We start from the raw sequence: 26,153 nt of genomic DNA on the forward strand, positions 1-26,153 counted from the left end.
TTATTCATTCACTTTCTCTCCCTTTAGAATTTGAAAACTAGCGTCCTGATAATTTTCCTTTAAGAATTTCCGTTGTTCTTTTTCAAAAAGTTTATTATTTTCCACCGTGTTGACATACGCATCATAAATCGAAAATCCATAGATAGAAGGTAACATAAGCAAAAATTCCTCTCTTAAAACAGCAGTGGACTGACTGAGGTCTCCTAAAATCAAAAGTGTGACAGCTTCAAGCAGATGTGATAAATACAAAAAGATAACCGTCCAGCTGATAACGAAGAGTGCCGTAACAAGTCTATGGATATAAAGCTGTCCCAAACCCGGCACAAAAGCTGACCAAATGGCAGCCATCATGGGGTTACTCTTATCTAAGTAGTTGATTTCCATCGATCCAATACTAAATAGATTGAAATGATGGTCTTCACGCTCTGCCAGAAGATAAACTTTGTTCATATCTACCGTTGTTCGGTGACTGTCCCAGATAGCAAAGAAATAGACAGGTAAATAGGCTAGAAGCCAGCGAGAGTCAAGTACGTTCGTAGCCATTTCAAACTTGCCCTGAAAAGAATAAAGAATGGCTAAATTAATGTTCGCATTCAAATTAATAAACACTTCCCAAATAAATAAAACAAATCCGCGAAGGTATTTCGATAAAAGCAGGTGGCCGAACCCTGGATAAGCAGCGCTCCACCACGCAATAATCGAAGGACTTCTTAGATGAAGCTGTGTGGTGCCAAGAATACTGACATGTGCTTTATAACGTCTGGCGGTATTATCGGTTACATGATTATCCATGAAGGTTCTCCTCGTTTTCCTATTTTTTAACATCTTTTCCTTTTAACGAATGTTTTATACGGACTGTCCTATCAATTGGGATTTTATAGGGGATTCATGTTGTTGAATATATACAATCCATGTCAAATGAATTTTCCATTCAGTTAACTTTCTGCAAAGGCAGCGATATACATGTATTTATCCAAAAAAAGATAATAAAGGCGCCAATTGTTGTCACAAAAAGAATCCATTAGCTGGGTGTGAATGCAGTCTGCAATCCGTAATAAAATAAACTTTTTATCAGGCAAAGCAATCGCCTGAAAGCATGCTTAGATAACTTCTTCTGCTTCACTTTCCGCATTTATTTTTAATAAAATCCATCTGATCAGTCCGCCGACTGCTAAACCGACCGGTGTAGACAAAATAGGCAGCCATAATGGACCAATCAAGTAACCGGCAATGGTGAAGCTGGGCGAATAAATGATACCAATCGTAACAAAATAGGCAGAAAAAACAAGCGGCAGATAGGCAAAAGCTTTTTCCCCGCCGCCAGCATTTTTATAAGCATCCCATATCGCATAGAAATATAAACACGGATAAAACATTAACCATAAATAGTTAGTCTGTGCGATGGCTTCCTCGATTCTAAGGTTGAAGCTCAATACAATAATGGTATTCAAATTTCCCATCACGTTAACTAAGAATTCCAATCCAATAAACAGAATCCCCTTTATATAATGACGACTTAGTAACTGAGCAAATCCAGGTAGAGCAATGCTCCAAAGTACTGCTTCAAGTTTTTTGCTTTTCCTTGATAACTTCGTCTCCATTGGTTCACCCACTTTGTTAATTTTCTCTTCATCCATTCAGGGAGGGCTGTTTCGCTGATTTTATTTTGGTATAAAAGCCATATTCAGAGTAAGGTAAGATTCAACAACTAAATGGAGATAATTTGTGATGATGTATTTTTTATTGACCAAATTACCTTAATGATAAAGGCTGCCTTGTTTAATGATGCTTGCCATTAGATACAACATTGATTTTTTAAGAAAAAATTCGGCCTTGCGTGTCAGCAAAAGCCGATGTTTTTTCCATATGAATTAAGATGAGAAAAGGTATCAGCTCTTCTCCTTATTCTTCGCCAGTTTTTCTCGATTTCTCGTCCCCGGCGGCTGCTCTAACCAATTGTTATCAATCATGATATCTGCGCCGCTTTTTGCAAGCTTAGCAACTTCCATAGACAGCCGTTCATAATTGGCAGCCAGATCCATTCGCTGACTCGCTGCTGCAGCAGTGGCATAATTTCCAATCCCTGCAGACATGAGCAAGGACATATGAAACATCATTAATTTGTCCGAAAAAGTTTGTGTTGTAGAATCACTAACTGCTGTATCAGGTACTTGGGGCGCACCGATATCATTGGCCATCAAACTATCCACGAATATTTTTATATGTTTTTGTGAAATGTTTTTACATCTGATCATAAAATCCTGTACGACTTTGGAAGGAGAGGTCTGGGCAAACGCAAGGCACAACCTTACCCCCATTTCATTTGTCTGGATGTTCATATAGAGATGAGATATCTCAATGGCATTTAATGGCCGTTTATCACTAAATGGATTGAGTCCGCTAAAATATTTTTTGCTGTCCACATAATCGATTTGCTTTGGAGACTCAATATAGGGGTGTCTCGCATTGATTCCTTTTTTCAAAGCAATTTCCACAGCATGATCATAAAGCACCGCCATGTCCTGAAGCGCTTGTATGGAGTAATCCCGTATTTCTTTTTTTATACTCATCGTGACAAACCCGCTGTAAGTAATCATCCCAATCCTTGCCATATGTGTCACATAGGTTAAACAAAAAACATCGGTGAAAAGCCAGGGAGCATTCATATTGACGTCTTTCTCCGTAAATCCATTTGGGACTGCAAAATTTTCTTCTTCAAAAATCTGATGCAGCTGGTCTATTTGATTTGTGAAATTGTCATAGGCATGCTGGACAACAGGCTTTATTTCAGGGTCATCCATATGCTTTAACATAAAACTCAAAATGCTTTTTGCCAGCGTATCATTCATATATCCTGTCCATACAGAAGCGATTTCGGCAGCGGTTAAGTGTATATTTTTTTCATCCATTTGGTTTAGTACCCCTTTCACAGGCGATATATAGATTTAGATTTTGCAAATGGATATATTTTATACATAAATGGGGGGCCTATTGGGAAAAAGAAGAGGAGCAACTATTTAGATGACTTGAGGGGATAATGTTGGGTCGATCTTTCTATTGGCAAAATAAAAAGAAAAACACAGAAGAAAATTTCTCTTTGGAAATTGGAACAAATCTGACTGAAAATCTAAGTAATATAAGAAAAATGTTAGAAGACCCAAGCGATTTAGTGATACGTGAATTCACTATTGGCCAGGCAAATCATCGAACGGCAATTGTTTATATCGATGGTATCGTGGACAATGTCTACATCCATGATCATATTATGGAGGATTTGAAAACAGCTTCGGAATTGCCTGAGGACAAACAGAAGCTTTTTGATGTGATTGATAAGGAAGTTATTACGGTAACAGGCATCGAATTAGGACATTCATTAGACGATGTATCGAATGCTATCTTAAGCGGAAATACGGTGTTTTTTTTAGACGGAGTGGATCAAGTACTTATCATGGATACGATAGGCGGGGAAAGTCGCGCTATCGAGGAGCCGCAGTCGGAATCGCTGATTCGCGGATCCAAAGAGGGATTTGTAGAAAATATACGAACCAATACCATGATGATCCGCCGGTATATTGCGGACCCTAATCTGCGTTTCAGCACCTATAAAGTCGGCAGACGCTCGAAGAAAGACCTTGTTGTATCCTATATGGATGGTATTGTGAACCCTGATATGGTTGATGAAGTAAAACGAAGACTGGAAACGATTGATATTGATGATGCACCGGAAAGCGGCTATATTGAGCAATGGATTGAGGATAGTTTTTTATCTCCATTTCCGCAGATTTTAAATACGGAAAGACCAGACAAGGCTTCTGAGGCGCTTCTTAAAGGAAAAGTAGTTATCCTTCTTGATCGTACGCCGTTTGTATTGATTGCACCGGCGACTTTTGGAAGCTTGCTTCAGTCACCTGAGGACTATTATTGGCGCTGGTCACTCGGGACGCTGGTTAGACTGCTGCGTTATCTTGCCGCATTTATTTCGGTATTTTTACCAGCTTTATATATCGCATTGGTTTCCTATCATCCTGGACTGATTCCTTCCGATTTGGCATTTTCCATTGCTGCGAGCAGAGATGAAGTTCCTTTCCCGCCTGTTGTGGAGGCTTTGATTATGACGGCAACGATGGAGTTGCTGCGCGAAGCTGGATTACGGCTGCCGACTGCGATTGGGCAGACCATCGGCATTGTTGGCGGGCTCGTTATTGGAGAGGCAGCAGTTTCCGCTGGGATAGTCAGTCCTGTTATGGTTATTGTCGTTGCACTCAACGCCATTGCATCGTTTGCTTTGCCTTCCTATAGTATTGCCATCACATTTCGAATCCTGCAGTTTGGGTTGATGGCTGCAGCTGCTGTATTCGGACTTTATGGAATCATCCTTTGCTACATCATGATCAATATCCATATTGTGAATTTGATGAGCTTCGGTGTTCCTTATTCTACCCCATTTGCACCAAGCTTTATGAATGATTGGAAGGACCTTGTGTTACGTGCACCGATTGCAATGATGAAAAGACGCCCTGTCTATATGCAGACCAATGATAAAAAGCTCATGAACAAAGGGGAGCGTAAACAGTGAAAAGGTTTAAATATGCAGATGAAAGAATTAGTGAAAGAGATATCATGATTGCTATTCCATCCATTGTTATTGGGGTAGGGATTCTTTCGATGCCAAAACAATTAGCATCTGTAACGATAGGTGCTGATGGATGGATACCCTTGCTCCTTGTCGGACTATTTGCTGTTTTTATGTCTTGGGCAATAGCTAAATTTGCGTCAGGATTCCAAGGGCAAACCTTTCTTACCTACGCTTCCAAAATCGTAACAAAACCAGTAGCGATAGTTTTAAGTCTGATGTTTGCGATTCTCTCCATCTTTGTCACTGCCTATCAAATTCGTAAAATCAGCAATATATCGCAGCAATATTTATTCGACCGTACACCAATCGAAGTTATTGCACTGACCTTTTTGCTGGTAGTTGTTTATGCTGTCTCAGGTTCACGCGCTGGGCTATTTCGAATCAACATGATGTTTATGCCGATTATTCTTTCGATAGCTCTTATCATTGTGGTATTTAATGTTGGCTGGTTGAACGCTGGAAACTTAATGCCTGTATTACAGACCCCCATAACTGGTTATACGCAGGTGATTGCGAATACAGGTGCCATCTCTTATCTCGGATTTGGAATTTTATGGTTTTATCTTTCATTGGTTGATAAACCCAAAAAAGCACCAAAGGCAGCTGCACTTGGTATGTGTATACCTGTTGGATTATATATGATGATTTTTATCATGTGTATTGGCGTGTTTGGGAATGCTGTTACATCTAATTTACTCTATCCGACGATAGAGCTGGCAAAGGTGGTAGAGATACCCGGCGGTTTTTTTGAACGGTTTGAATCTGTTTTCTTTGTAATATGGATCATGGCTATTTTTATTACGGCAACGATGGCTATGGACATTGGGGTTTTTGCATTGAATGCCATTTTCAAAAATGCGGAGAAGCTAAAAATAATTTTTATTTTAACTCCAATCATATATTTTGCCGGGATGTTTCCGCAAGATGTCATGGAAGTGGATTTATTAGGATCAATAATGAGTTGGTTGATGCTTATTTTAAACATCACGGTTCTTATCTTATTAACGGTGGTTGCTAAAATCAGAGGGGTGAAGCGGAATGAATAAAGCATATCTATTCCTTCTAGGTTGTTTTTGTTTGCTGCTTGCCGGATGCTGGGATGAAGTGAATATTGAAGAACGGGGGTTTGTGATAGGTGTTGCACTCGATTTAGCAGAAGAACAATCTGGAGATAAACCAATCATAACAATGACAGATCAGTTTGTTGTTCCTTCAGGATTAGGAACTCCCAGCGAAGGCGGAAACAATGCTGAAACGCCTTATAACAACCTATCCATTAGCGGTCAAAGCTTGTTTAAAATAACTCGGGAAATGGCACTCATTCAAGGCAATCCTCCCTTTTATGAGCATTTAAAATTAATTGTTGTCTCTGAAGAATTAGCAAGGGAACCAGAAATGTTTGCAAATAGCATGGATTTACTTATTCGTGACCCGGAGATGCGAAGAGAAACCAAAGTTATCGTTTCCGACCAGAAGGCGAAAGAGCTACTGGAAATCGAATCGCAAATAGAGCCGCTTCCTGCGATGCATATTGACAGGGTTAATGAAAATATGGATAAATCGGGAGCATTGATTGAACCGCTAAGAATAGGGAATCTAAATGAATACATGTTAGAAAAAAATAATTACCTTATTCCAAGAGTTGTTCCATCAGATGGAAAAATGATGTTTAACGGAGCTGGTGTCTTTGATGGAAAGACGAATCAATTAGTTGATGTTATCAGTGGATTAGAAATTGTTGCCGTTAATTTAATAACAGGAGATTTAAAAGGGGGCTATATTGAATTTGAGAGTAACGATGGAGAGATGGTTTATGAAATTAAACGCGCAAAAAGTAACATAGAAATGAACATTGATGAGACGGGCAAACTAAATATTGATATAGAAATTGATACAGAGGGTAATATCGCTGAGGTGTTTAGTGATAATTCCTTGTTAAGTAAAGAATATTTCAATGAATTAGATAAACTGATAAGCGAAAGGATGGAGAAAATAACATCCAATATCATAAAAAAGGCACAAGAAGACATAGGGATGGACTTTTTTGGGTTCAGAGAAATGATGGAGGAAAGGCATTATAAAGAGTGGTTGAAAGCAAAGGATAACTGGGACGAAGGCGAAAATATCTTTCAGAATGCATCCATAAATGTAACGGTAGATGCCACTGTCCGTGCAACAGGCACCATGGATCAGACAAGGGATTAAGAAGGGAGTGACGTATTTATGTGGGATCAGCTGACGGGCATATTACCCAATTATTTAATTCTGCTGTGTACTTTATTATCCTTCCTGGTTCCGTATGTTATTTATAAAGTGAATCAAAAGCTGCATGAATACGGTGATCCGCCATGGAAGCATAGCAGATATGAAGAAAATAAAAACAAAAAAACATAACCCCTGCAGATGCTGGCAGATAAACCGATTATGTTCCGTTTTTGCGAAAGATAACAGTAGCGAAGCAGGGGCAGTTAATCAATTGTTATTTCGGAAACGTCCAGATACTCAACACCGAGAACTGCAAGACAAAACAACATACGATGTAAATTGGAAAAAAGGAGTGTGTGTACAGATGGTGCTCGATATCATTATTCTTATTCTGCTTAGTTTGTTTATCATCACGTGTCTTCTGCTGTTTATCATGAGACGCCATTTGATAAAAAGGATGGTTGCTAAATATGGGAAAACCCTGATGGAAGACCGCTATCAAGAGAATTTATTTGAAATGGTAACCGGTTTTAAACATATGGGGATTCAGCGAACCTTTGAGAATAATTTACGGGCGGAATCTGGCGATGTCTTGCACCGGCCGCTTGGTTCTTCCAAAAAGTGGCCGGATTTTGAAAAGCTGACATTTATACCGGCTCAAGTAGCAACGTTTCCGACAGAATATACGGAGCAGGTAGATTTCAAGGTAACGATAGGTCCCCAGGCTAAGCAGCCAATGGAATTAGATATTCCCTTAATGATCAGCGGGATGGCGTATGGAATTGCATTAAGCAAAGAAGTAAGACTGGCGCTGTCTGATGCGGTAAATCAGCTGGGCACCGCACTTAATTCCGGTGAAGGCGGCGTGATGGAGGAAGAAATCGATGGAACAGATAAGTATATCCTGCAGTTTTCCAAGACAAGCTGGTCCAAGGAAGAACAGCTTATCAAGAAAGCATCGATGATTGAAATAAAATTTGGCCAAGGTGCTTTGATGAGCTCCGGTGTTGTGATTCCGGCAGAGGATCTTCAAGGAGATATTCGAAAGGTATTAAACCTGGACGATGGAGAAGAAGCCGTTATCCATAATCATTTTTTTAAGGATCAAACCTTAGAAGATTTTAAAAACCTTGTCCAGGAGTTAAAAGAACTGACTAACGGCGTGCCGATTGGAGCAAAAATTGCTGCCGGTGGAAAAATAGAAGCGGACATTGATGCTTTATTAGAAATCGGCGTGGACTATATTGCTGTGGATGGCGGGCAGGCAGCAACTCACGGAGCGCCGCCAATCTTATCAGAGGATTTTGGGATTCCTACCATTCACGGTCTCCACCGGGCACATCAGCATTTGCAAAAAAAGAAGGTAAGAGATAAGGTCAGTCTGATTATTTCGGGCGGAATGTTTACACCAGGACAATTTTTAAAAGCAATGGCATTAGGAGCAGATGCTATTTATTTAGGATCGGCAGTCTTATTTACGGTCTCTCATAAGCAGGTTTTAAATGCTGTTCCCTTTGAACCGCCGACACAGGTCGTCTGGTACGATGGCAAATACAAGGATGATTTTAACCGTCAGGAAGGAACGAAATCATTGGTCAATTATATCAATTCTTCCGTTAAAGAAATGGAAGAGGGGATTCGGATGATGGGAAAAAAAGCATTATCCGAATTATCGAAGGATGATCTTGTCGCCTATGATGAGGCTGTTGCCCGGGATTTTGCTGTTCCTTATAGTGTTTGTTCGGATGAAGGGGGCTCTGAGAAGAAGGAGGAGCCGATGATTGAGCTCTGAGAGTAACATCTAAGATACGCTGAATTACATTTTTAGAAAACATAAAAACCAATCCATTTTTTATTAGGAAAAGCCCATTATGATTAAGCTTTTTTCAAAATGGGCTCATAATTTTAACGGAAAAGATTCTTTTGTTTTAATCTTTCACTAATATTAGATGCTTTAAAAAGAGCATCACCAATTTGATATAACTTTTGTTCTTGGAACATATCTCCAATTAATTGCACTCCGATTGGTAGATTGTTTTTAGAGAGGCCACAAGGTAATGACATTGCTGGGAACCCAATAAAATTAAACAAGCTTGTCAAGCGTAAAATCGGCCATCGAATATGCTGTCCTTTGAATATGCCGTGATTGATTTCACGTTGTTCGATATCTGGTGGGAGCATGGCTGCAGTAGGTGAAATAAGTATATCAATTTTTTCAAAAAGTTTTTTGAACTTATAGTAGGTAGTAACCCTTTCTTCCTGTGCTTTAATATAGGAGTCTGCTGATATTCCTTCCCCAGTATAAAGCCTCATTCTTACTTCTTCATCCCATGCATTCTTTGGGTTTTCCAGATGTTGTTTATGAGTAGTATAAGCTTCGGAACGTAAAATCAATTGTTGTTCTAATATGTGATTTTGGACATTTGGAATTTCTATTTCAACAATTATGCCACCAAGTTCTTTTAATAAGTTGATACTGTTCTCTATGGATTTCGTTATTTCCTCATCAACATTATCGAAGAAAAAATTTTGGGGAATACCTATCACGACTCCTTTAATCGACTTGTTTATATTTTTGCTGTAATCAGGATAAGTTTTTAATTTTTTTGAGTTGAAATCAAGTGGGTCATATCCAGCAATTATATTTAAAAATAGCGCATTATCTTCTATTGATTTTGTCATGGGTCCAACATGATCAAGTGTTCTGCTTAATGGATAAACACCTCTTTTACTAACCAGCCCATATGTTGGTTTCATTCCAACAACTCCACAAAAGGAAGCAGGGATTCGAATAGATCCTGCTGTATCCGTTCCAATAGCTCCTAAACACATATTTGCTGCTAGAGCAGCGGCAGAACCGCTGCTCGATCCCCCAGACATTTTATTTAAATCATAGGGATTCTTTACTGGACCATAGTAGGAGCGATCCCCTGTTGGTCCGTAAGCAAATTGATGTGTATTCAGCTTTCCAATGATAATAGCACCTGCATCTTTAAGTTTACCAACAATTGCTGCATTCTTTTTAGGTATGAAATTTTTATAGATAGGCGATGCCATGGTTGTTTTTATATCTTTCGTAAATACTAAATCTTTAAGACCGATTGGAATACCATGTAAAGGCCCTCTATATGTTTCATTCATTAACTTTTTCTCAGCTTTTTTTGCGTCTTCTAATGCTTGTTTTTCCATAATGGTAATAAATGCATTGATTTGAGGATTAAATTCTTTAATTTGATTTAAAAAAAGTTTGGTTATTTCAACAGGTGAAACTTTTTTTTCCCTTATACTTTTTGCAAGTTGCGTAATTTGTAAGTTACTGATTTCCTCCTTCATGGCCATTCTCCTCTTCTTTAACTCGTTTTTTAATACAAATAGAATGAAATGTAGATATCAGTCTTTATTTTTGTACCACATCGATAAAGTAAGAATAATCATAGCGATTCCAAAAATAGTTCCATACAGCCAAATTGTTAACATTTCATTAACCCACATGATCTGCACCTCCAGTATTTCTTTTATGGGTGAATACTCCAACAATAATCATTACGAAAACTCCTACCAATACAGCCCATGCTCCAGCTGCTAAATTACTTTCTTCAAAATCGGTTATAACAATAACAATATAAGAAACAACACCAGCGACTAAAGAAGCACATGCGGCAGCAGTTGTTGCAATTTTTGGCCAGAATAATCCAGCTAAAAGAGGCCCCATCGTACCAGAAGCAACGCCAGAAATTCCAATCCATAAAAACATACCTAGAGATTCGGGTGGATTTAAAACAAGAAGGTATGCAATTATCCCAACAATAACAACCATATAGCGGCTTATTTTTAACGAGACTTTATCTACTTTTTCAGGAGGTGTTTTAATAATCCCTTTTGGGACTAAATATTTTCTATAAATATCATTAGCAATAACTGTGGACATAACAACAAATAATCCATCTGTTGTAGACATTGCTGCAGCAATAACAGTTACCCCTAGAAATGCAACAATTATAGCTGGGAAAACTTCCATAACATAGGCTAACAGAGCTTGGTCTGGATGTTCAACAGTTACTTCTACTGCAGCATATAGCCCACCAAAGATTACTAATAAAAAAGCCATTGCACAAACAACATAAGTGATAATCATCTTTCTCATATCACGTGGGTCTTTTAGTGCTAATACTTTATTAAATAATTGAGGCTGAGATGAGAAAGCGAATTGGATAATAAATGCGCCAACAATAGCAGGAACCGAATAAAACACGAGAGATTCTGGATTCACTATGGCAGTTAAGTTTTGATTTTCTGCAGATAGGATGGAGTCGATTTGTGAAAATGCTCCTGTAAAACCTCCATCAAAGACCCATAATGCGGAGAAAAAGACAAAAACCCCCATAATCCCCATTAATACAGCTTGGACTGCATCTGTATAGATATCTGCATAAGAGCCTCCTGCATAGACGTAGGAAATAACAAAAATCATTGTTATTAGCAAACCAATAGAATAGGGAATATCTAAAAGTGTATTGAAAATCCATGCTCCAGCAGCGAATTGAGATGCAATAGCAAAAATATTAAATAAACAAACAATAGCTGTACCGACTCTAACAAAATCACTATTATATCGATCGCCTAGCCAGTCTGAGAGTGATAAAGATTTTTGTTTGATATTCATCAATCTTGCTCTTTTAGCAACAACAATTAATCCTAGAGGTGAAGCAACGATAAGTGTTAAGAAAATCCATAATGTAGAAAAACCAGTATCATAAGCCCAACCCGGATAACCAATAAATGTGGTTGCGCTAAAGAAAGTAGCGGCGTAAGCTAACCCTAATACAATTGGGCCTAAGGATGCACTGGCAATCGAAAAATCTTCAATACTGGACGTTTTTTTATAACCTAGATAACTTAGAAAGACCATTATACCAATAAATATTATAAATCCAATCCACATATAAATTTGAATTTGATCCAAGGTGTTTCCTCCTCATCTTTAAAATTATTTTAATTTTGATAGAACTTAAAAAATACTTTATTTCACCTCCCACTTTAATTCCTTTATTTAATCATTTTATATGCAAAATTCATGCCATTATTAATAACATCGATAAATTATTTTAAATAAAGTTGGATAAGCTTTGTTTTAAGCAAGGTTAATATTTTTTTGAATGGATATCCTTATCATTCTATATATCATTTTTAGTAGGTACTATTACAAACATCATAATTAATTAAATAAAAGCCTTTCAAATATAATAAAAACACGGTATAATTTAACGAAAGATTTTAAATATTATAATAGTCATGTGATTTATTCCATTTGGAATAGAGGTGTATTAATTGGAGATGGAAGAATTCTTAGATGGCTTTACCTTTGGTTCCGATTACGTTTATAAACTTAATGATTTGCTTAACGCATTTCAAATTCCATATGTTTTATTTGATTCTAAACAAAAAATACAATTAATGTACTTAACAGATTCTCTTTCTGATTATTTTGGTTCAGAAAAACGATCTACTGATGAAGTATTTAATTATGTATCAACAAATGAAGAACCTTATTCAAAGACAATATCATTGAATAGCGCCTCACAGCTACACATGAAAGGTATACCAGTTAAAGTTTCTAATAAATTAATTGCCGTCATTATAATTTTTAATATAACAAATTCAATGTATGATGAATATCATAATATGGAGATTGATTTGAAAACGATATTTGAGTCTTCTTACGATGTTTTATTTGTATCTGATGGTAATGGAAAGGTATTAAGAGTTAGTTCTGCTTGTGAACGATTATGGGGAATCAAACAAAGTAATATTTTGAAGAGAAATGTATTTGATCTTGAAACAGAAGGTGTCTTTAGCCCGTCAGTTACAAGGCTTGTAATAGAACAAAAAAAGAAAATATCTATTTTACAAAAAACATGTACTGGAAAAACGTTATTAGTTTTGGGCACACCTGTATTAGATGAATCGGGTAGAGTAGCTAGAGTTATCAATGCTTCAAGAGATGTAACAGAAATTCACCAGCTACAGGATGAACTTACTGAAACTCGTCATTTATTGGAACATTATCAAGATGAAATTCTAAATTTGAAATCACAAAAACAATCGTTTAAATTAAATAAACTTGTTTACCAAAGTGAAGAAATGGTGCAGATAGTTGAACAAGTACGTACGATTTCGCCATATGAGACTCCTGTCTTGATTACAGGAGAGTCTGGAGTGGGAAAAGAAATTATTGCATCACTTATTCATGATTGGAGTTATCGTTCTAATCAGCCGTTTATTAAAGTGAATTGTGGAGCGATCCCTGAAACATTATTAGAATCAGAATTATTTGGTTATGAGAAAGGAACATTCACTGGAGCAAACAAGGAAGGAAAAGACGGTCTTTTTTTTGCGGCAAATAACGGAACGATTCTGTTAGATGAAATTACGGAGATGCCAGTTTCTCTTCAAGTAAAGTTACTTCGTGTTCTTCAGGAACAAGAAATATTACCTGTTGGAAGCACCAAACTAAAGAAAATCAATGTCAGGGTGATTTCTACAACAAATAGGGAAATGAAATCTTTAATTGAACAAAAAGAATTTCGTGAGGATTTATATTATCGTCTTAACGGAATGCCAGTGGAGGTTCCTCCGCTTAGAAATCGAAAGGCAGATATTAGAGCTTTAATAAATTATTTCACAGAAGAATTTAATCACTATTATGGAAAAAACAAGATGTTTGCTGAAGATGCAATAGCTGAAATGATGAAGTCAGATTGGAAAGGTAATGTTCGTGAATTAAAAAATATTGTGGATAGAATGTTGATTTTATCTTCAGATAATTTGGTTGAAAAAAGCTTTGCTATTCAATTTATTGGCAGTGATCAGAAGAGTTCTCAAGGTTTTCACTTTGAAATTCTACAAGACTTAGATTTATACAAAGTCTTATCCAACGTTGAAAAGCAAATAATAGAATATACAGCTAGTAAATATAATACAACTACGGAAATGGCTCGTTCACTTCATATTAATCAATCAACAGTAAGTAAGAAACTAAAAAAATATAATATACGAATTAAATAGTGGTGGAAGAGAATCTAAAAAATATAGTAATCATATTTGTTAGTTTTTAAAGAAGTGAGCACTTGATTAAGTTAAAGGGATATCCTATGAACCGTATATATTTGCAATAAAACCAAGTTGACGCAAACATGCAAACATCATATAATAAAATTAAATTCAGAACGGAAGGGAAAATGTGCTAAGATGAGATTTCGATTCCTAGACTTGAACAATTAATTTGATAACATGTTCAAGCTCTGCCTGTGTTTTGACGCTCGCAGAGAAATAGGAGTCGTCTGTCTTTTTTTTTTAGCTATTATAATGAAGGTATACATGAGGTATATCTTTTTCCTGAAGGAAGTATGCAAAAAGGACAGCAGACAATTTGCTGTTCTTTTTTAATGATGAAATACAGATACAACAAAAGGATTTCTATTTCTGTTTGCGCGGCGAAGCAGGGCGTTCGTTCTAATAAAAAATAGGGAGAGATGACGATGCAGATGCTATTGTTCTTTTAATGGATACGGGCTTGTTATCAGAAAACACAAGCTCGTATCGATACAGTTACAAGCTATCGGTACGGGAAATTAAAAAATCTCGGAGGTAGCAAACATGCAAAACATTCAATTTGAAATAAAAGACGTCGAATTAACGTATTTAGATAAAGATATTTTTTCTATCGAACGGTTAGCGGTTCATTTTATGGATCGGATTGGTATTGTTGGTCCGAATGGGGCGGGAAAAACAAGCCTGCTCCGTTTGCTGGCAGGGGAAATGGAGCCGACAAAAGGGAAAATTCACTGCCATGCAAGCTTTGCTTATTTAAAACAAATGGAAGTCCCAGGTGAGGAACAAGCAGATCCAAAGGTTTTAGGCAAGCTTCAGGTCCCTGATTTAGAGGAAGGTATCAGCGGCGGAGAGCAGACAAAAATAAAAATAGCACAGCTTTTGGCAGATTATAACGAAGCGCTGTTGATTGATGAACCAACCACGCATCTTGATCAGCAGGGAATCCGTTATTTACGGAGAGAACTGGAAAATTATTATGGAACACTGATTTTAATCAGTCACGACCGGAAGCTTTTAGACCAGCTCGTTACAACGATTTGGGAAATTCGGGACGGAGAAATCCATGTCTACTCTGGTAATTATACGGAGTATGAAGAACAGAAGGCTTTAGAGGAACATCAGCAGCAGGAAGCACATGAGCAATATTTGAAGGAAAAAGCCCGTTTAGAAACAGCGGCACAGGATAAAATGCAAAAAGCTGCGAAAATGACGAAGGGTGCGAAAGCAAATGCCCGAAAGAAAGAAGGGGCGGATCGGCGGCTTGCCACAAAGCCTAAAGACGTTTCACAAAAAGCGATGCAAAAAAGTGCTAAAGCCATGGAAAAACGGATGGACCAATTGGAAAAGATCGATGCTGTCCAGCATGAACGGCCCATTCAGTTTCATCGTTCCAAAGCGTTAGAACTGCATCATTCCTTTCCGGTAATGGGAAACCAGCTGACGTTAAAGGCTGGGGGAAAACTGCTTTTAGAAGAAGTCCGTTTTCAATTTCCTTTGGGTAAAAAAATTGCGATTACGGGAGCAAATGGTTCTGGAAAAAGTACACTGCTGAAGGCGATTTACGAGCGGCAGGAAGGACTGGAGATTTCACCGAAAGTAGAATTTGGTTTCTTTGACCAGCTTGCTTATCAGGAAAAGTCTGATGAAACGGTGTTAGACAGTTTAAAGAAAACAACCGATTATGAGGAAGGCTTTTTACGCAGTATTCTGCATTCCATGTATTTTAAAGGAAATTCTATTTATAAAAAATTGCGTGATTTAAGTGGCGGCGAAGCGATCCGACTGCAGCTGTGCAGATTATTTCTTGGCTCTTACCATATTTTATTACTTGATGAGCCGACGAATTTTTTGGATATCCAGACAACGAAAGCTTTAGAAGCATTCTTTAAAGGCTATCCGGGCACCATTATTTTTGTTTCCCATGATGCAGCCTTTATCGAAAATACAGCAGATCATGTATATGAAATGAAAAATAAAAATATCACTGAAAAGTAAGGAGAGCAGGGGCAGCTATTTGCTCCTGCTCTTTTACCTTATATCACAGAGAATCGTCCGTAAAACTCCCACTGAGTGAAGTTTCGTTTTATAATAAAAATAAAAATCATATACTTTCTTGATGGACAAAACAGTTCACAATATCAATAATAAGAACAGACAATTCATTTAAAGAAAAAAAGGTGGACAGCATGATGAAAAAGATACTTATTATTACATGTATCATTGCAGCAGGAGTATTTTTCCTCGTTGGAAAATGGGGAGGGGATAGTAAACTATTTGCACAAACATTACCCTCTAATATGAATGAAGCACATGAGATTAAAGAAATTACCATATACGAAGTGAAGCCGACAGGAAAGCCTAAAGCCATTTCGCTAACGGAAAAAGAGGATATTGCCAAGATTTTAAAAGCTGGTGAAGCAATGGAACTCAATGAGACAGATGATTTTGTAAGCTCGGGTTACCTGCTTCTATTTCAAGGCTCTAAAGAAAATTATGCGTTGACTGTGGATGAAGAAGGAAACATAGATATGAACGGGCATGAAGAACATTATGATATTAAAGGAAAAAATGCATTATTCCACGCTATTCAAGGAATGGATAATCAATGGGAGCTGTTAAATGAGGGAGAGTTATAGAGATTTACTATTTTGACGATCAGGAGGTGAAGAAATGCTGTTAATGATAGATAACTATGATTCATTTGCTTATAATATCGTCCATTATCTGGAGAATTTAGGTGAAAAGGTTGTCGTCAAATATAATGACCAGCTGACTCTCGAAGCGATTGAGCGGTGGCAGCCGGAGTATATTGTCTTATCGCCAGGACCGCATACACCAGAAGAAGCGGGGATGACATTAAAAATCATTGAGCATTTTAAAGGAAGCATTCCTATTCTTGGTATTTGTCTCGGGCATCAGGCTGTCGGGCAAGCTTTTGGTGCAGACGTGATAGAAAATAATCCTGTTCATGGAAAGCAGTCGCTTATTTTTACTGATCAGCAGGGCGTATTTTCACAGCTTCCTGCAAGCTTTACGGTGACAAGATACCATTCCTTAAGTATCGATCCGGCCAGCATTCCGGAATGCCTTGAAGTCAGCGCGACTACAGAGGATGGAACAATCATGGGGATACGTCATAAAGCCTATCCCATCGAAGGGATGCAATTCCATCCGGAATCCATCAGCACGGAGCATGGCTATACATTGCTGAATAATTTTCTAATGCAATATAAAAAGGCAGGTGAACTGCAAAAATGATAGAGAGTACGAAAATGTTATTTGATTTTTCCTTTGAAGAAGAAGCAGGCGTGCGCCGCATTTTTGAAAATCCGGCAGACATTCTAATTGCTCATACGGAGAGTGAAGTAGAAAATGTCTTTGCACAAATGGAAGTATACCAGCAGCAGGGCTATTATCTGGCTGGATATATTTCCTATGAAGCTGCCCCAGCATTTGATGAAAATCTGGAGACCCATAAAAAAAGCGATCTGCCGCTTATGGTGATGGGGGTCTTTAAGAGTGTACAGCTGGAGCATATAAAGCCAGCTGTTAGCCGTGCCTATCCTCCGGTGAATTGGAAGATGATAACTCACAAGCAGCAATATCAGCAGAATATCGAATCGATAAAAGCGGCGATAGCAAGAGGAGATACATATCAGGTAAATTATACTGTTCGGATGGAAGCAGATAGAGCAGTGGATGGAGATTTACTGTACGAACAATTATCTGGCGCGCAGCAGGCAAGGTATGGTGCGCATCTGCAAATAGGAGATTACCAAATTGTATCTGCCTCTCCGGAGCTGTTTTTTGAACGAAGGCAGCAGTTCATCCATACGAAACCGATGAAAGGAACCATCAAACGAGGGCGGACTCCAGAGGAAGATTCCTCTAATAAAAGGAAGCTCACTCATTCTGAAAAGGACCGGGCAGAGAATGTAATGATTGTGGATTTACTTCGAAATGATCTATCGAAAATTGCTGTACGGGGTTCTGTTCACGTACCGAAGCTGTTTGAAATAGAGAAGTATCCTACAGTTTATCAAATGACCTCAACCATTAGGGCAGAATTAAAAGAAAACCTCAGCAATTTTGATCTATTTAAAGCGTTATTTCCTTGCGGCTCCATCACCGGCGCACCAAAGCAAAGTACAATGGAAATCATCCACGAGCTGGAGGATTCACCGAGAGATATTTATTGTGGAAGTATCGGTTTTATCACACCAAATCAGGATGCACTATTTAATGTTGCGATACGGACCGCTTGGATGAAGGGTGGGGAACCGCCTGTTTATGGCGCAGGAGGAGGGATTACCTGGGATTCGGATACGGAAGGGGAATATGAAGAAGCTTTAGCAAAAGCAGCCATTTTAAAAGCGGCTTCTCCTCCCTTTCAAATTGTAGAAACAATGAAATATGATGGAACACAGATACTTCGTCTGGACAGGCATCTCGCCCGGCTAAAACGAACGGCGCTTCAATTCCAGTATCCTTATTCCATGGATAACATCCGGCAACAGCTGAAGGAAAAGGTAAAGAATTATGATGGAGAACAAAGAGTACGCCTTTTATTGGGGCAGGATGGGGAGATAAACATAACCTGTACGCCGCTTATGAAAGAATCGGAAGCAATAAAAAAAGCAGGGATAGCTTCCTCGCCAATCAATAAAAATGATATTTTTTACTATTATAAAACGACGAATCGGCAAATGTATACGACTTTTCGAGAGCAAGCCCCTGCTTCCTTTGATGTCCTCTTATGGAATGAGGAAGGGCAGCTGACGGAGTTTACGATTGGCAATCTGGTTGTAAAACAACAGGGTGCCTATTATACGCCGCCTGTTTCTTCGGGACTGCTTGCCGGTACTTACCGGGAAGAACTGCTGGGGCAGGGAGTAATAAAAGAAAAAATCCTGTGGAAGAAGGATATTTCTTCCTTTGAAGAAATTTGGCTGGTTAATAGTGTACGAGGCTGGGTAAGGGTAACATTTTAAAAAATAATTTTGTAAAAAAGATTGCATGATTAACCGGTGCAATCTTTTTTTATGCATGATGAAATGACTGGAATATTGCTGCAGCAAAAGGGATTTATAGTTGTTCGATTATAAACATGCATGCTGTTAAAAGAAGTCGATGGCAGTCGAAAAAAAGGCAAAAAAATTTTGAGCAAAACTATATCTGAAATAAAAAAGTTGTGATATGATGTATCAGATTCCTAAGGGAGGTTTTAAATGAAATTTTAGTTAAGGAGAAATGAAGTATGGAAAAACAAAATATGACACTGTCTATCTTGCTGATGAATTTGTTTATTGCATTTTTGGGTATTGGTTTAGTTATTCCAGTTTTACCTACCATTATGAATGAATTGAATTTGTCTGGATCTGTTGTAGGGTACTTGGTAGCAGCTTTTGCAGTTGCGCAGCTTATTGTTTCACCACTTTCTGGAAGATGGGTCGATGTGTTTGGACGTAAACGCATGATCGTTATCGGATTATTGATTTTTAGTTTTAGCGAGTTTTTATTCGGTATCGGGAAGACCGTAGAAATTTTATTTATCTCAAGAATTTTAGGTGGAGTGAGTGCTGCTTTTATAATGCCTGCAGTTACCGCATTTATTGCCGATATTACAACGCTTGAATCCAGACCGAAAGCGTTAGGCTATATGTCTGCAGCGATCAACACCGGATTTATTATTGGTCCTGGTGTCGGTGGATTGCTGGCGGAAGTAGGACCGAGAGTCCCGTTTTTCGCAGCGGCAGGTTTAGCCTTATTCACAGCGGTTTTATCCACAATAACATTACGTGAACCAGAAAGAAAACAAATGGAACAAGGAGAAACAGCAGCTCCAAAACCCGGCTTAGGAAGAATCTTTGTTCCAATGTACTTTATCGCGTTTATTATTATATTTATTACCGCATTTGGTTTATCTTCCTTTGAATCGCTATTTTCTCTATTCGTGGATCATAAATTTGCATTCACACCGAAGGATATTGCGATCATTATTACCGGAGGAGCGATTGTCGGCACGATTGCACAGGTTGCCTTGTTCGGCAAATTGGCAAATAAATGGGGAGAAATCCGTTTGATTCGTTATTGTCTCATTTTCTCTGCCATTCTTGTTACGGCAATGACCGTTGTGGAAAGCTATGCGATGATTTTATTCGTAACGATTGTTATCTTTATAGGCTTTGATTTACTAAGACCCGCCGTTACCTCTTATCTGTCAAAAGCGGCTGGAAATAATGAACAAGGCTTTGTTGGTGGAATGAACTCGATGTTTACAAGTATTGGAAATGTATTTGGACCAATTATTGGCGGGATATTATTTGATATAAATTTAAATTATCCTTATTATTTTGCAGCAATGGTATTGTTAGCAGGTATTGCTGTGGCAATGGTTTGGAAAGAACCAAAAGTCCAGGGAGAGCATGCTTTAGAAAAAATAGAATAATTGCTGGGGAATAAATGAATAGAAGAAACGCACTTGTGCGAGCGGAAAGCTCTGAAGCACAAGTGCGTTTTTGTGTATTAACAATCATTTTTTGCAGAAAGACAGCAACCTTCAGGAAACAAAAGCTAATCCTTCCTGCTTATATTTTCGATCGTAATCGATTTTGGTTTTCTTGCCTCTCTCTGCTTATTCAAATCTTCTGTAGAAGCCCGCATAAACGACCATGCCAGCAGAATCATGATGAAAATAACCGGGAATCCGGCAACAATACTGGCTGTTTGCAAGGTCTCCAACCCGCCGATAAACATTAACGCCATCGGCAAAATCATTAGCATAAATGCCCAGAAAATCCGATGCCAGCGCATTGGCTCGCCGCCGATTAATTTTCTTTGGGCCACAGCTGCCAAAATATAAGAAGCTGAATCAAAGGTGGTCGCTAAGAAAATAATAGCGAGTATCGTGAAGACAGGAATAATAAACCAGGAGATCGGCAGCTGATCCAAAATAGCAATAATGGCAGCCGGAGCTCCATATTCATTCATAAATCCAATCACATCGAAGGATTGGGACAGCTGTAGATAAAGGCCATAATTTCCTAAAATCCCAAAGAACAGGACACAGCCCAGTGTTCCGTAAATTAATGTTCCAAGAACCATCTCTTTGATGGTTCTTCCTCGCGAAATTCTAGCTACAAAGAGCCCGACAAACGGTGCATAAACAACCCACCATGCCCAGTAGAAAACTGTCCAGGTTTCTGGGAAATTGGTGGCTTCATATCCTGGGACAGAGGCAAGCGGCTCAAGCCAGGTTGCCATGGAAAAGATATTATTGACAATCCGTCCGATACTTGTGAACGTCATTTCACTGATAAATAAGGTTGGACCAAAAATAAATACAAAAGTTAATAGGAACAGAACAAGCCAAATATTTAAATCACTCAGCAATTTAATTCCTTTATTAATCCCGGAATAAGAACTGAAAGCAAATATAGCAGTACATATGAGCATAATGACTGCCTGCATTCCCAACGATACAGGAATACCAGTAACGTGATTCACGCCTTCTGCAATCATTGGCGTACCAAGTGCCAGCGTTGTCCCGGCTCCGCCAAGCAGACCGAAAATAAATAAGACATCAATTATTGTCCCCAGCGGTCCATCTGCGTGTTTGCCAATAACCGGCCGGGAAGCTTCGCTGATTTTAAGTACAGGCTTCTTTCGGACATAGTAGAAGTAAGCAATCGGCAGTGCCGGTAATGTATATAATGCCCACGCAACAGGACCCCAGTGGAACATTCCGTAGCTTGCTGCCCAGTTGATAGCTTCCTCCGATTCGGGTGTAATGCCAAATGGCGGTCCTTCATAATAGTAAGCCCATTCAATCATTCCCCAGTATAATATACTGGAGCCGATACCTGCGGAAAAGAGCATGGCAGCCCATGAAAATGTTCCGAATTCTTTTTTCGTATTTCTGTCGCCGAGTTTTATGTTACCGTTTCTGCTGAATGACACATAGATTAGAAAGATTAGGACGCCGAGTCCCAATAATAAGTATAGAATACCAAAATTTCCGGTGACAAATTCATTCGCCTGATTAATAACGGATGCGCCGGCTTCCGGGAATAAAATCAATGGAATAACGACACTAAACAAAATAACAAGCGCTAATATGAAAGTAGGCCAGTCTATTAAACGTTTATTCATTTATTCATCTCCTCATCTGTGTTGTGCGTATTTTGGATGCCATGGATAACTATCTGAATCAATGGTTTAAAAAGGACCTGCCTTGTTTTGTATGCTTCCCTATATATCCGTTTACAAACAATTTAAAAGGAGCTTATGCTTCCAGGCAGAAACGCTCTCGCAAACGGTATAGTTAAAAACAGAAATTATTTAACATTCGGAACGGAAAAGGACGGTATTATTTTTTTCGTCAGCTATTTAGGAAGCGGAATTATTCCTGATAGCAGACGATGCGAATGCTGAGGCAGAATATTGTAGAGAAAAGTCGCCATTTGTAAAACGATATCATTATAATATTCTCTGCAGATTTTATCAAGGGTATTTAGATGGAGGAGGCTTTGTTCCGGGCAGTTTGAAACCGTATCGTTTATGGTAAAAATAAGATAGAATAAAAGGAAATTGGGAAATAGATACAACTCTTTGAAGAAAATACGATGACATTCCCACTAAACAGATTCAGACAGGCGCTGTACTAAATATATTGCAGCAATCCGAATCAGAGATGGGCCGGTTGTTTCCCTATTAAAAAAGAAATATAAGGAAGTGATTCGATGAAGTTTCATGAATATAAAAACTATGATGCAACGGGTCTGGCAGAGCTTATCCGGCGAAAAGAGGTACAGCCCTCTGAATTAGTAGAAACCGCCTTTAGGCAGCTGCATCAAGTGAATCCCGAGTTAAATATCACTACCCATCAACGGGAGGAAGCAGTGAAAAAAGAAGCAAATCAATTTCTTGTTCAAGAAGCTGCTTTTTCAGGTGTTCCCATATTGATGAAAAATATCTCACAAGCCATTGAAGGAGAAAAATTAACCTCAGGCTCGCGGCTGCTTCAGAATCATGTAGAGAAGCATGATAATTATTTTGTTAAAAAATTTCGGGAAGCGGGCTTTTTATTTATGGGACATACCAACAGCCCCGAATTTGGCTTGAAAAACATTACCGAACCAACGCTGTATGGACCGACAAGAAATCCTTGGAACCCGGCTTACTCTCCTGGCGGATCAAGCGGAGGGGCAGCAGCTGCTATTGCCTCTGGTGTTGTCCCGATGGCAGGAGCAAGCGACGGCGGCGGTTCGATCCGCATACCTGCATCCTTTAGCGGGCTGGTCGGATTAAAGCCGACACGCGGACGAACTCCTGTAGGGCCGGGGGTCGGCAGGCAGTGGCAGGGAGCATCGATTAATTTTGTATTAACCAAAACCGTACGGGACGCTGCTGCCATGCTGGACCAGTTACAGGTGGTGGAGCCTCATGCAGCCTTTCAGACGCCGTTATATGAAGCGGGGTATCAGCATACGCTGTCTGCCAAGCTTCCCCAACTGCGGATTGCTTTCACTACAGACTCACCGGCAAACACCCCTGTATCCGATGATGCAAAAAAAGCAGTGCTGCAGTTTGTCCGCCATTTGGAACAGAATGGACATATTGTGGAAGAAAAAATTTCTCCCGTTGACGGGGTCCAGCTGATGCGGGACTACTATGTGATGAACAGCGGGGAAATGAATAGTGTTGTCCGCGGACTTGAAAAGGCAATGGGAACCTCATTGACAGCAGAAGATATGGAAATCGAGTCATGGCTGCTTCATCAAGCTGGAAAATCTGTATCAGCTGCAGACTATTCGGACAGTCTGGCGTCCTGGGACCGTGCAGCAGAAATTATGTCTATTTTCCATCAGTCCTATGATTTCTATATTTCTCCGGCTGCCGCTTTTCATGCTCCAAAGGTCGGGGAGCTGACGATGACAGCGCAAAAGGAACAGGAATTTAAGGAAAGAATGGCTGTTGAAAAGGAAAAGCAGAGCATCATTTACGATATGTTTCTGCCCAGTTTAACGTACACCCCATTTACGCAGCTTGCTAACTTAACAGGTCAGCCGGCTATTTCTTTACCGCTTTATGTCACGGATAATGGATTGCCAATCGGTGTGCAGGTTATGGCAGGAAAAGGCGGGGAGCATCGTCTGTTGCAGCTTGCCTATGAAACAGAGAACAGTGATTTATGGAAGGGCATGCAGGGTAATCCTTATTTTTCATAATAAACCTTACTCCATGAAAAAAAGAAGCAAATGCTGCTAAGGAAGAGCTTGCCTGATTCTTTTTTTGGTGTCCTATTTCTAGGCTTCTCCATTCCTTTCATTTTTTGATATCTGTTAGAATAATGAAAAAGTAGTTTAAATAGAATAAAAGAAGCGTCGAGGAGGGACCAAATGGAAATTACAGTTCAAGATATGTTGCAGGAAGAGTTATTTGCACAGGCTGTTGTCGAGACAGGGAAATCGAACTTTTCTGAGAAGAAAATCCAATGGGTATCTGTCATTGAAATGCCTGTGGAGAATTTTGTCCGGAAAAATGAGCTTGTTTTAACTACAGCGCTTGGCTGTAAAGATGATTTGGATGCTTTCATGCAATTTGTAGAAGATATTATCCGTGCAGAAGCGAGTGCATTAGTCATTGCAACAGGGAGACATATTAATGAGATACCGTCTGAAATCAAAGCGTTGGCAGAATCGCATTGTTTAACAATGATTCGCATTCCTTGGGAAATCCGTTTTGCAACGATTGTGGAATTCGTCATGGAGGAGCTGGCACAGAGGAAAAGTTCGGAAATCCTTCAGAATGTGAAGGTACAGCAGGAGCTGCTGCAATTTCTTCTGGAAGAAAAACGTCTGCATGAGCTGCTGGAATTTATCCAAATGCAGGTAGCTGCAAATGTATACCTGACGGATCATAACTTCCGTTTGTATGATTTAGAGGAGTATTCAAAAGGAGCACAGGAAAAATGGCAGCTTGTTTTTCAAATGGAAGAGGAAATCATTCTCCGGCAAGATAGATTCATGCGTGATCCATATAGGCAAAAATTTGATTTAGTTGCTTTTCTGGATAAAGAGCTGATTCAAATTCCTATTTTGCAGGTAACCGGCGAAGCGAAAGGCTATTTATTTGTAGAACTTCCCAATCAGGCAGCTTACGAGCCCTTTTTAAATAAATACGGTCAAATACTGGAGCATGCGGCTACAACGATCGCCTTATGGCTCTCTAAAAGAAATGCCGTGGAAGCAACAGAGAATAAACTGCGCAGTGATTTTGTCGAAGAACTGGCAAAAGGAAAATTTCGTAATGCGGAAGAGGCGGATTTACGTGCAAATCCGTTAGGGTACTCTATTTATCATACGTATGTATGCATTCTTGCTCAGCCGGAAAAACTGCGGGAGATTTATAAACAAAGGAAACATGCATCAGGCACTTATTCTCTATGGGAGAAAACGATGCACGGCTACTTAGAGGAAGAACTGGTATATGCTGCGCAGACGTTAAAACAAGAAGTGATGATGACGCAAACAGAGGAAGCATTTTTGGTATATTTGCATATCGAGCATCAGACGGATTATCAGCTTGCGACGGATTTTTTGGATTTGGTTGACAGACGGCTAAAACATTTTTTTCCTGAGGTAACTTTACGTTGGGCAGTTAGTGGAAAAGTAGAATCATTTACCGATTTTCAAAGATCATTTATCGAAGCAAAACAGGCAATGCAAATTGGAGAAAAGAAAGGAAATCCGCGTACATGGTATGAAGATACAGTGCTTGAGCGGATCTTGTTGCAGCTTCAACCTATTTCAGAAATGGATACCATCAGGGAGGACGTATTAGAGCCGCTGTTAACGTATCAAGAAGAAAGGAAGATTAATCTGATAGAAACATTTCTCACTTTTCAGCAGCATCGGGGAAATGTCAGTAAAACAGCTCAATCACTCCATCTTCACCGACAGTCATTGTTATACCGCTTGCGAAAAATAGAAGCGCTGACGGGACTGTCGCTCCATGATTCTCATCATTTATTCCTGTTGGAGCTGAGTATGAGAGCATGGGAAATAAACAACACATGAGTGGAAGAACGAAAAGTATGGTCTGTATGGAGATCATGCTTTTTTATTTAGGACGACACCTCCTAACTGTATAATAAAATAATTTTCTTTTCATACAAAATGTCGGATGATTTAAAGAA

At 39.0% G+C, this 26,153-nt stretch carries 19 protein-coding genes; 13 read left to right on the forward strand and 6 right to left on the reverse strand.

Translation table 11 applies throughout. The annotated features are described in order from the left end of the window. From MKY65_RS06665 to MKY65_RS06675, 3 genes are all read right to left on the reverse strand, one after another. Positions 1 to 792 (reverse strand): hypothetical protein, encoded by a 792-nt coding sequence (locus MKY65_RS06665; protein ID WP_339183429.1) that lies wholly within the window; start codon positions 790 to 792, stop codon positions 1 to 3. Positions 793 to 1,100: 308 nt separating this feature from the next. After that, positions 1,101 to 1,601 carry a hypothetical protein gene (locus tag MKY65_RS06670; protein ID WP_339183431.1) on the reverse strand — a complete coding sequence of 167 codons (501 nt, stop codon included), beginning with the start codon at positions 1,599 to 1,601 and terminating at the stop codon, positions 1,101 to 1,103. Positions 1,602 to 1,889: 288 nt separating this feature from the next. Next, entirely contained in the window at positions 1,890 to 2,909 is a 1,020-nt protein-coding gene (locus MKY65_RS06675) for a DUF3231 family protein (protein ID WP_339183433.1), read from the reverse strand. Positions 2,910 to 3,037: 128 nt separating this feature from the next. Between MKY65_RS06675 and MKY65_RS06680 the strand changes: the two genes are divergently transcribed. From MKY65_RS06680 to MKY65_RS06700, 5 genes are all read left to right on the forward strand, one after another. Next, a complete protein-coding gene (locus MKY65_RS06680) occupies positions 3,038 to 4,576 on the forward strand; it encodes a spore germination protein (protein ID WP_339183434.1) in 1,539 nt (512 codons plus the stop codon). Further along, entirely contained in the window at positions 4,573 to 5,682 is a 1,110-nt protein-coding gene (locus MKY65_RS06685) for an endospore germination permease (protein WP_339183436.1), read from the forward strand. The genes MKY65_RS06680 and MKY65_RS06685 overlap by 4 nt, the downstream gene beginning before the upstream one ends. After that, the gene (locus MKY65_RS06690) at positions 5,675 to 6,841 is read left to right on the forward strand and encodes a Ger(x)C family spore germination protein (RefSeq protein WP_339183438.1); all 1,167 of its coding nucleotides are present in this window, start codon (positions 5,675 to 5,677) and stop codon (positions 6,839 to 6,841) included. Before MKY65_RS06685 ends, MKY65_RS06690 begins: the two co-directional genes overlap by 8 nt. An 18-nt stretch (positions 6,842 to 6,859) precedes the next feature. Then, positions 6,860 to 7,030, forward strand: coding sequence for a hypothetical protein (locus tag MKY65_RS06695; RefSeq protein ID WP_339183440.1), 171 nt, complete (start codon positions 6,860 to 6,862; stop codon positions 7,028 to 7,030). A 175-nt stretch (positions 7,031 to 7,205) separates the two neighbouring features. Then, positions 7,206 to 8,633 (forward strand): FMN-binding glutamate synthase family protein, encoded by a 1,428-nt coding sequence (locus MKY65_RS06700; protein ID WP_339185144.1) that lies wholly within the window; start codon positions 7,206 to 7,208, stop codon positions 8,631 to 8,633. Positions 8,634 to 8,746: 113 nt separating this feature from the next. On the opposite strand, the gene MKY65_RS06705 is transcribed toward MKY65_RS06700, so the two are convergent. Both MKY65_RS06705 and MKY65_RS06710 read right to left on the reverse strand, forming a co-directional pair. Further along, complete coding sequence (locus MKY65_RS06705; RefSeq protein ID WP_339183442.1) at positions 8,747 to 10,174, reverse strand: amidase; 1,428 nt, start codon at positions 10,172 to 10,174, stop codon at positions 8,747 to 8,749. A gap of 148 nt (positions 10,175 to 10,322) precedes the next feature. After that, the gene (locus tag MKY65_RS06710) at positions 10,323 to 11,804 is read right to left on the reverse strand and encodes a sodium:pantothenate symporter (protein WP_339183444.1); all 1,482 of its coding nucleotides are present in this window, start codon (positions 11,802 to 11,804) and stop codon (positions 10,323 to 10,325) included. A gap of 371 nt (positions 11,805 to 12,175) precedes the next feature. On the opposite strand from MKY65_RS06710, the gene MKY65_RS06715 reads away from it, so the two are divergent. The 6 genes from MKY65_RS06715 (at position 12,176) to MKY65_RS06740 (ending at position 20,402) form a co-directional block, all read left to right on the forward strand. Next, positions 12,176 to 13,906 (forward strand): sigma 54-interacting transcriptional regulator, encoded by a 1,731-nt coding sequence (locus tag MKY65_RS06715; RefSeq protein WP_339185146.1) that lies wholly within the window; start codon positions 12,176 to 12,178, stop codon positions 13,904 to 13,906. 591 nt (positions 13,907 to 14,497) lie between these two features. Continuing rightward, positions 14,498 to 15,949, forward strand: coding sequence for an ABC-F type ribosomal protection protein (gene abc-f / locus MKY65_RS06720; protein WP_339183446.1), 1,452 nt, complete (start codon positions 14,498 to 14,500; stop codon positions 15,947 to 15,949). Positions 15,950 to 16,140: 191 nt separating this feature from the next. Beyond that, positions 16,141 to 16,590 (forward strand): hypothetical protein, encoded by a 450-nt coding sequence (locus MKY65_RS06725; RefSeq protein ID WP_339183448.1) that lies wholly within the window; start codon positions 16,141 to 16,143, stop codon positions 16,588 to 16,590. Positions 16,591 to 16,624: 34 nt separating this feature from the next. Next, entirely contained in the window at positions 16,625 to 17,212 is a 588-nt protein-coding gene (locus MKY65_RS06730) for an aminodeoxychorismate/anthranilate synthase component II (RefSeq protein WP_339183450.1), read from the forward strand. Further along, a complete protein-coding gene (gene pabB / locus MKY65_RS06735; protein WP_339183452.1) occupies positions 17,209 to 18,945 on the forward strand; it encodes an aminodeoxychorismate synthase component I in 1,737 nt (578 codons plus the stop codon). Before MKY65_RS06730 ends, pabB begins: the two co-directional genes overlap by 4 nt. Positions 18,946 to 19,211: 266 nt before the next feature. Next, entirely contained in the window at positions 19,212 to 20,402 is a 1,191-nt protein-coding gene (locus MKY65_RS06740; RefSeq protein WP_339183454.1) for an MFS transporter, read from the forward strand. A gap of 125 nt (positions 20,403 to 20,527) precedes the next feature. On the opposite strand, the gene MKY65_RS06745 is transcribed toward MKY65_RS06740, so the two are convergent. Further along, entirely contained in the window at positions 20,528 to 22,105 is a 1,578-nt protein-coding gene (locus MKY65_RS06745) for a BCCT family transporter (RefSeq protein WP_339183455.1), read from the reverse strand. 590 nt (positions 22,106 to 22,695) lie between these two features. On the opposite strand from MKY65_RS06745, the gene MKY65_RS06750 reads away from it, so the two are divergent. Together MKY65_RS06750 and MKY65_RS06755 are read left to right on the forward strand one after the other, a co-directional pair. Continuing rightward, a complete protein-coding gene (locus MKY65_RS06750; protein WP_339183457.1) occupies positions 22,696 to 24,183 on the forward strand; it encodes an amidase family protein in 1,488 nt (495 codons plus the stop codon). A 171-nt stretch (positions 24,184 to 24,354) separates the two neighbouring features. Beyond that, complete coding sequence (locus MKY65_RS06755; RefSeq protein WP_339183458.1) at positions 24,355 to 26,034, forward strand: PucR family transcriptional regulator ligand-binding domain-containing protein; 1,680 nt, start codon at positions 24,355 to 24,357, stop codon at positions 26,032 to 26,034. The last annotated feature ends 119 nt before the right edge of the window (positions 26,035 to 26,153 follow it).

The organism is Oceanobacillus sp. FSL W7-1293 (genome assembly GCF_037969815.1).
GTDB lineage: Bacteria > Bacillota > Bacilli > Bacillales > Amphibacillaceae > Oceanobacillus > Oceanobacillus oncorhynchi.

Bases quoted from the DNA above. Each gene is read 5' to 3' on its own strand.
- MKY65_RS06665 (WP_339183429.1), bottom strand. From the start codon at position 792: ATGGATAATCATGTAACCGATAATACCGCCAGACGTTATAAAGCACAT.
- MKY65_RS06670 (WP_339183431.1), bottom strand. From the start codon at position 1,601: ATGGAGACGAAGTTATCAAGGAAAAGCAAAAAACTTGAAGCAGTACTT.
- MKY65_RS06675 (WP_339183433.1), bottom strand. From the start codon at position 2,909: ATGGATGAAAAAAATATACACTTAACCGCTGCCGAAATCGCTTCTGTA.
- MKY65_RS06680 (WP_339183434.1), top strand. From the start codon at position 3,038: ATGTTGGGTCGATCTTTCTATTGGCAAAATAAAAAGAAAAACACAGAA.
- MKY65_RS06690 (WP_339183438.1), top strand. From the start codon at position 5,675: ATGAATAAAGCATATCTATTCCTTCTAGGTTGTTTTTGTTTGCTGCTT.
- MKY65_RS06695 (WP_339183440.1), top strand. From the start codon at position 6,860: ATGTGGGATCAGCTGACGGGCATATTACCCAATTATTTAATTCTGCTG.
- MKY65_RS06700 (WP_339185144.1), top strand. From the start codon at position 7,206: ATGGTGCTCGATATCATTATTCTTATTCTGCTTAGTTTGTTTATCATC.
- MKY65_RS06705 (WP_339183442.1), bottom strand. From the start codon at position 10,174: ATGAAGGAGGAAATCAGTAACTTACAAATTACGCAACTTGCAAAAAGT.
- MKY65_RS06715 (WP_339185146.1), top strand. From the start codon at position 12,176: ATGGAAGAATTCTTAGATGGCTTTACCTTTGGTTCCGATTACGTTTAT.
- abc-f (WP_339183446.1), top strand. From the start codon at position 14,498: ATGCAAAACATTCAATTTGAAATAAAAGACGTCGAATTAACGTATTTA.
- MKY65_RS06725 (WP_339183448.1), top strand. From the start codon at position 16,141: ATGATGAAAAAGATACTTATTATTACATGTATCATTGCAGCAGGAGTA.
- MKY65_RS06730 (WP_339183450.1), top strand. From the start codon at position 16,625: ATGCTGTTAATGATAGATAACTATGATTCATTTGCTTATAATATCGTC.
- pabB (WP_339183452.1), top strand. From the start codon at position 17,209: ATGATAGAGAGTACGAAAATGTTATTTGATTTTTCCTTTGAAGAAGAA.
- MKY65_RS06740 (WP_339183454.1), top strand. From the start codon at position 19,212: ATGGAAAAACAAAATATGACACTGTCTATCTTGCTGATGAATTTGTTT.
- MKY65_RS06745 (WP_339183455.1), bottom strand. From the start codon at position 22,105: ATGAATAAACGTTTAATAGACTGGCCTACTTTCATATTAGCGCTTGTT.
- MKY65_RS06750 (WP_339183457.1), top strand. From the start codon at position 22,696: ATGAAGTTTCATGAATATAAAAACTATGATGCAACGGGTCTGGCAGAG.
- MKY65_RS06755 (WP_339183458.1), top strand. From the start codon at position 24,355: ATGGAAATTACAGTTCAAGATATGTTGCAGGAAGAGTTATTTGCACAG.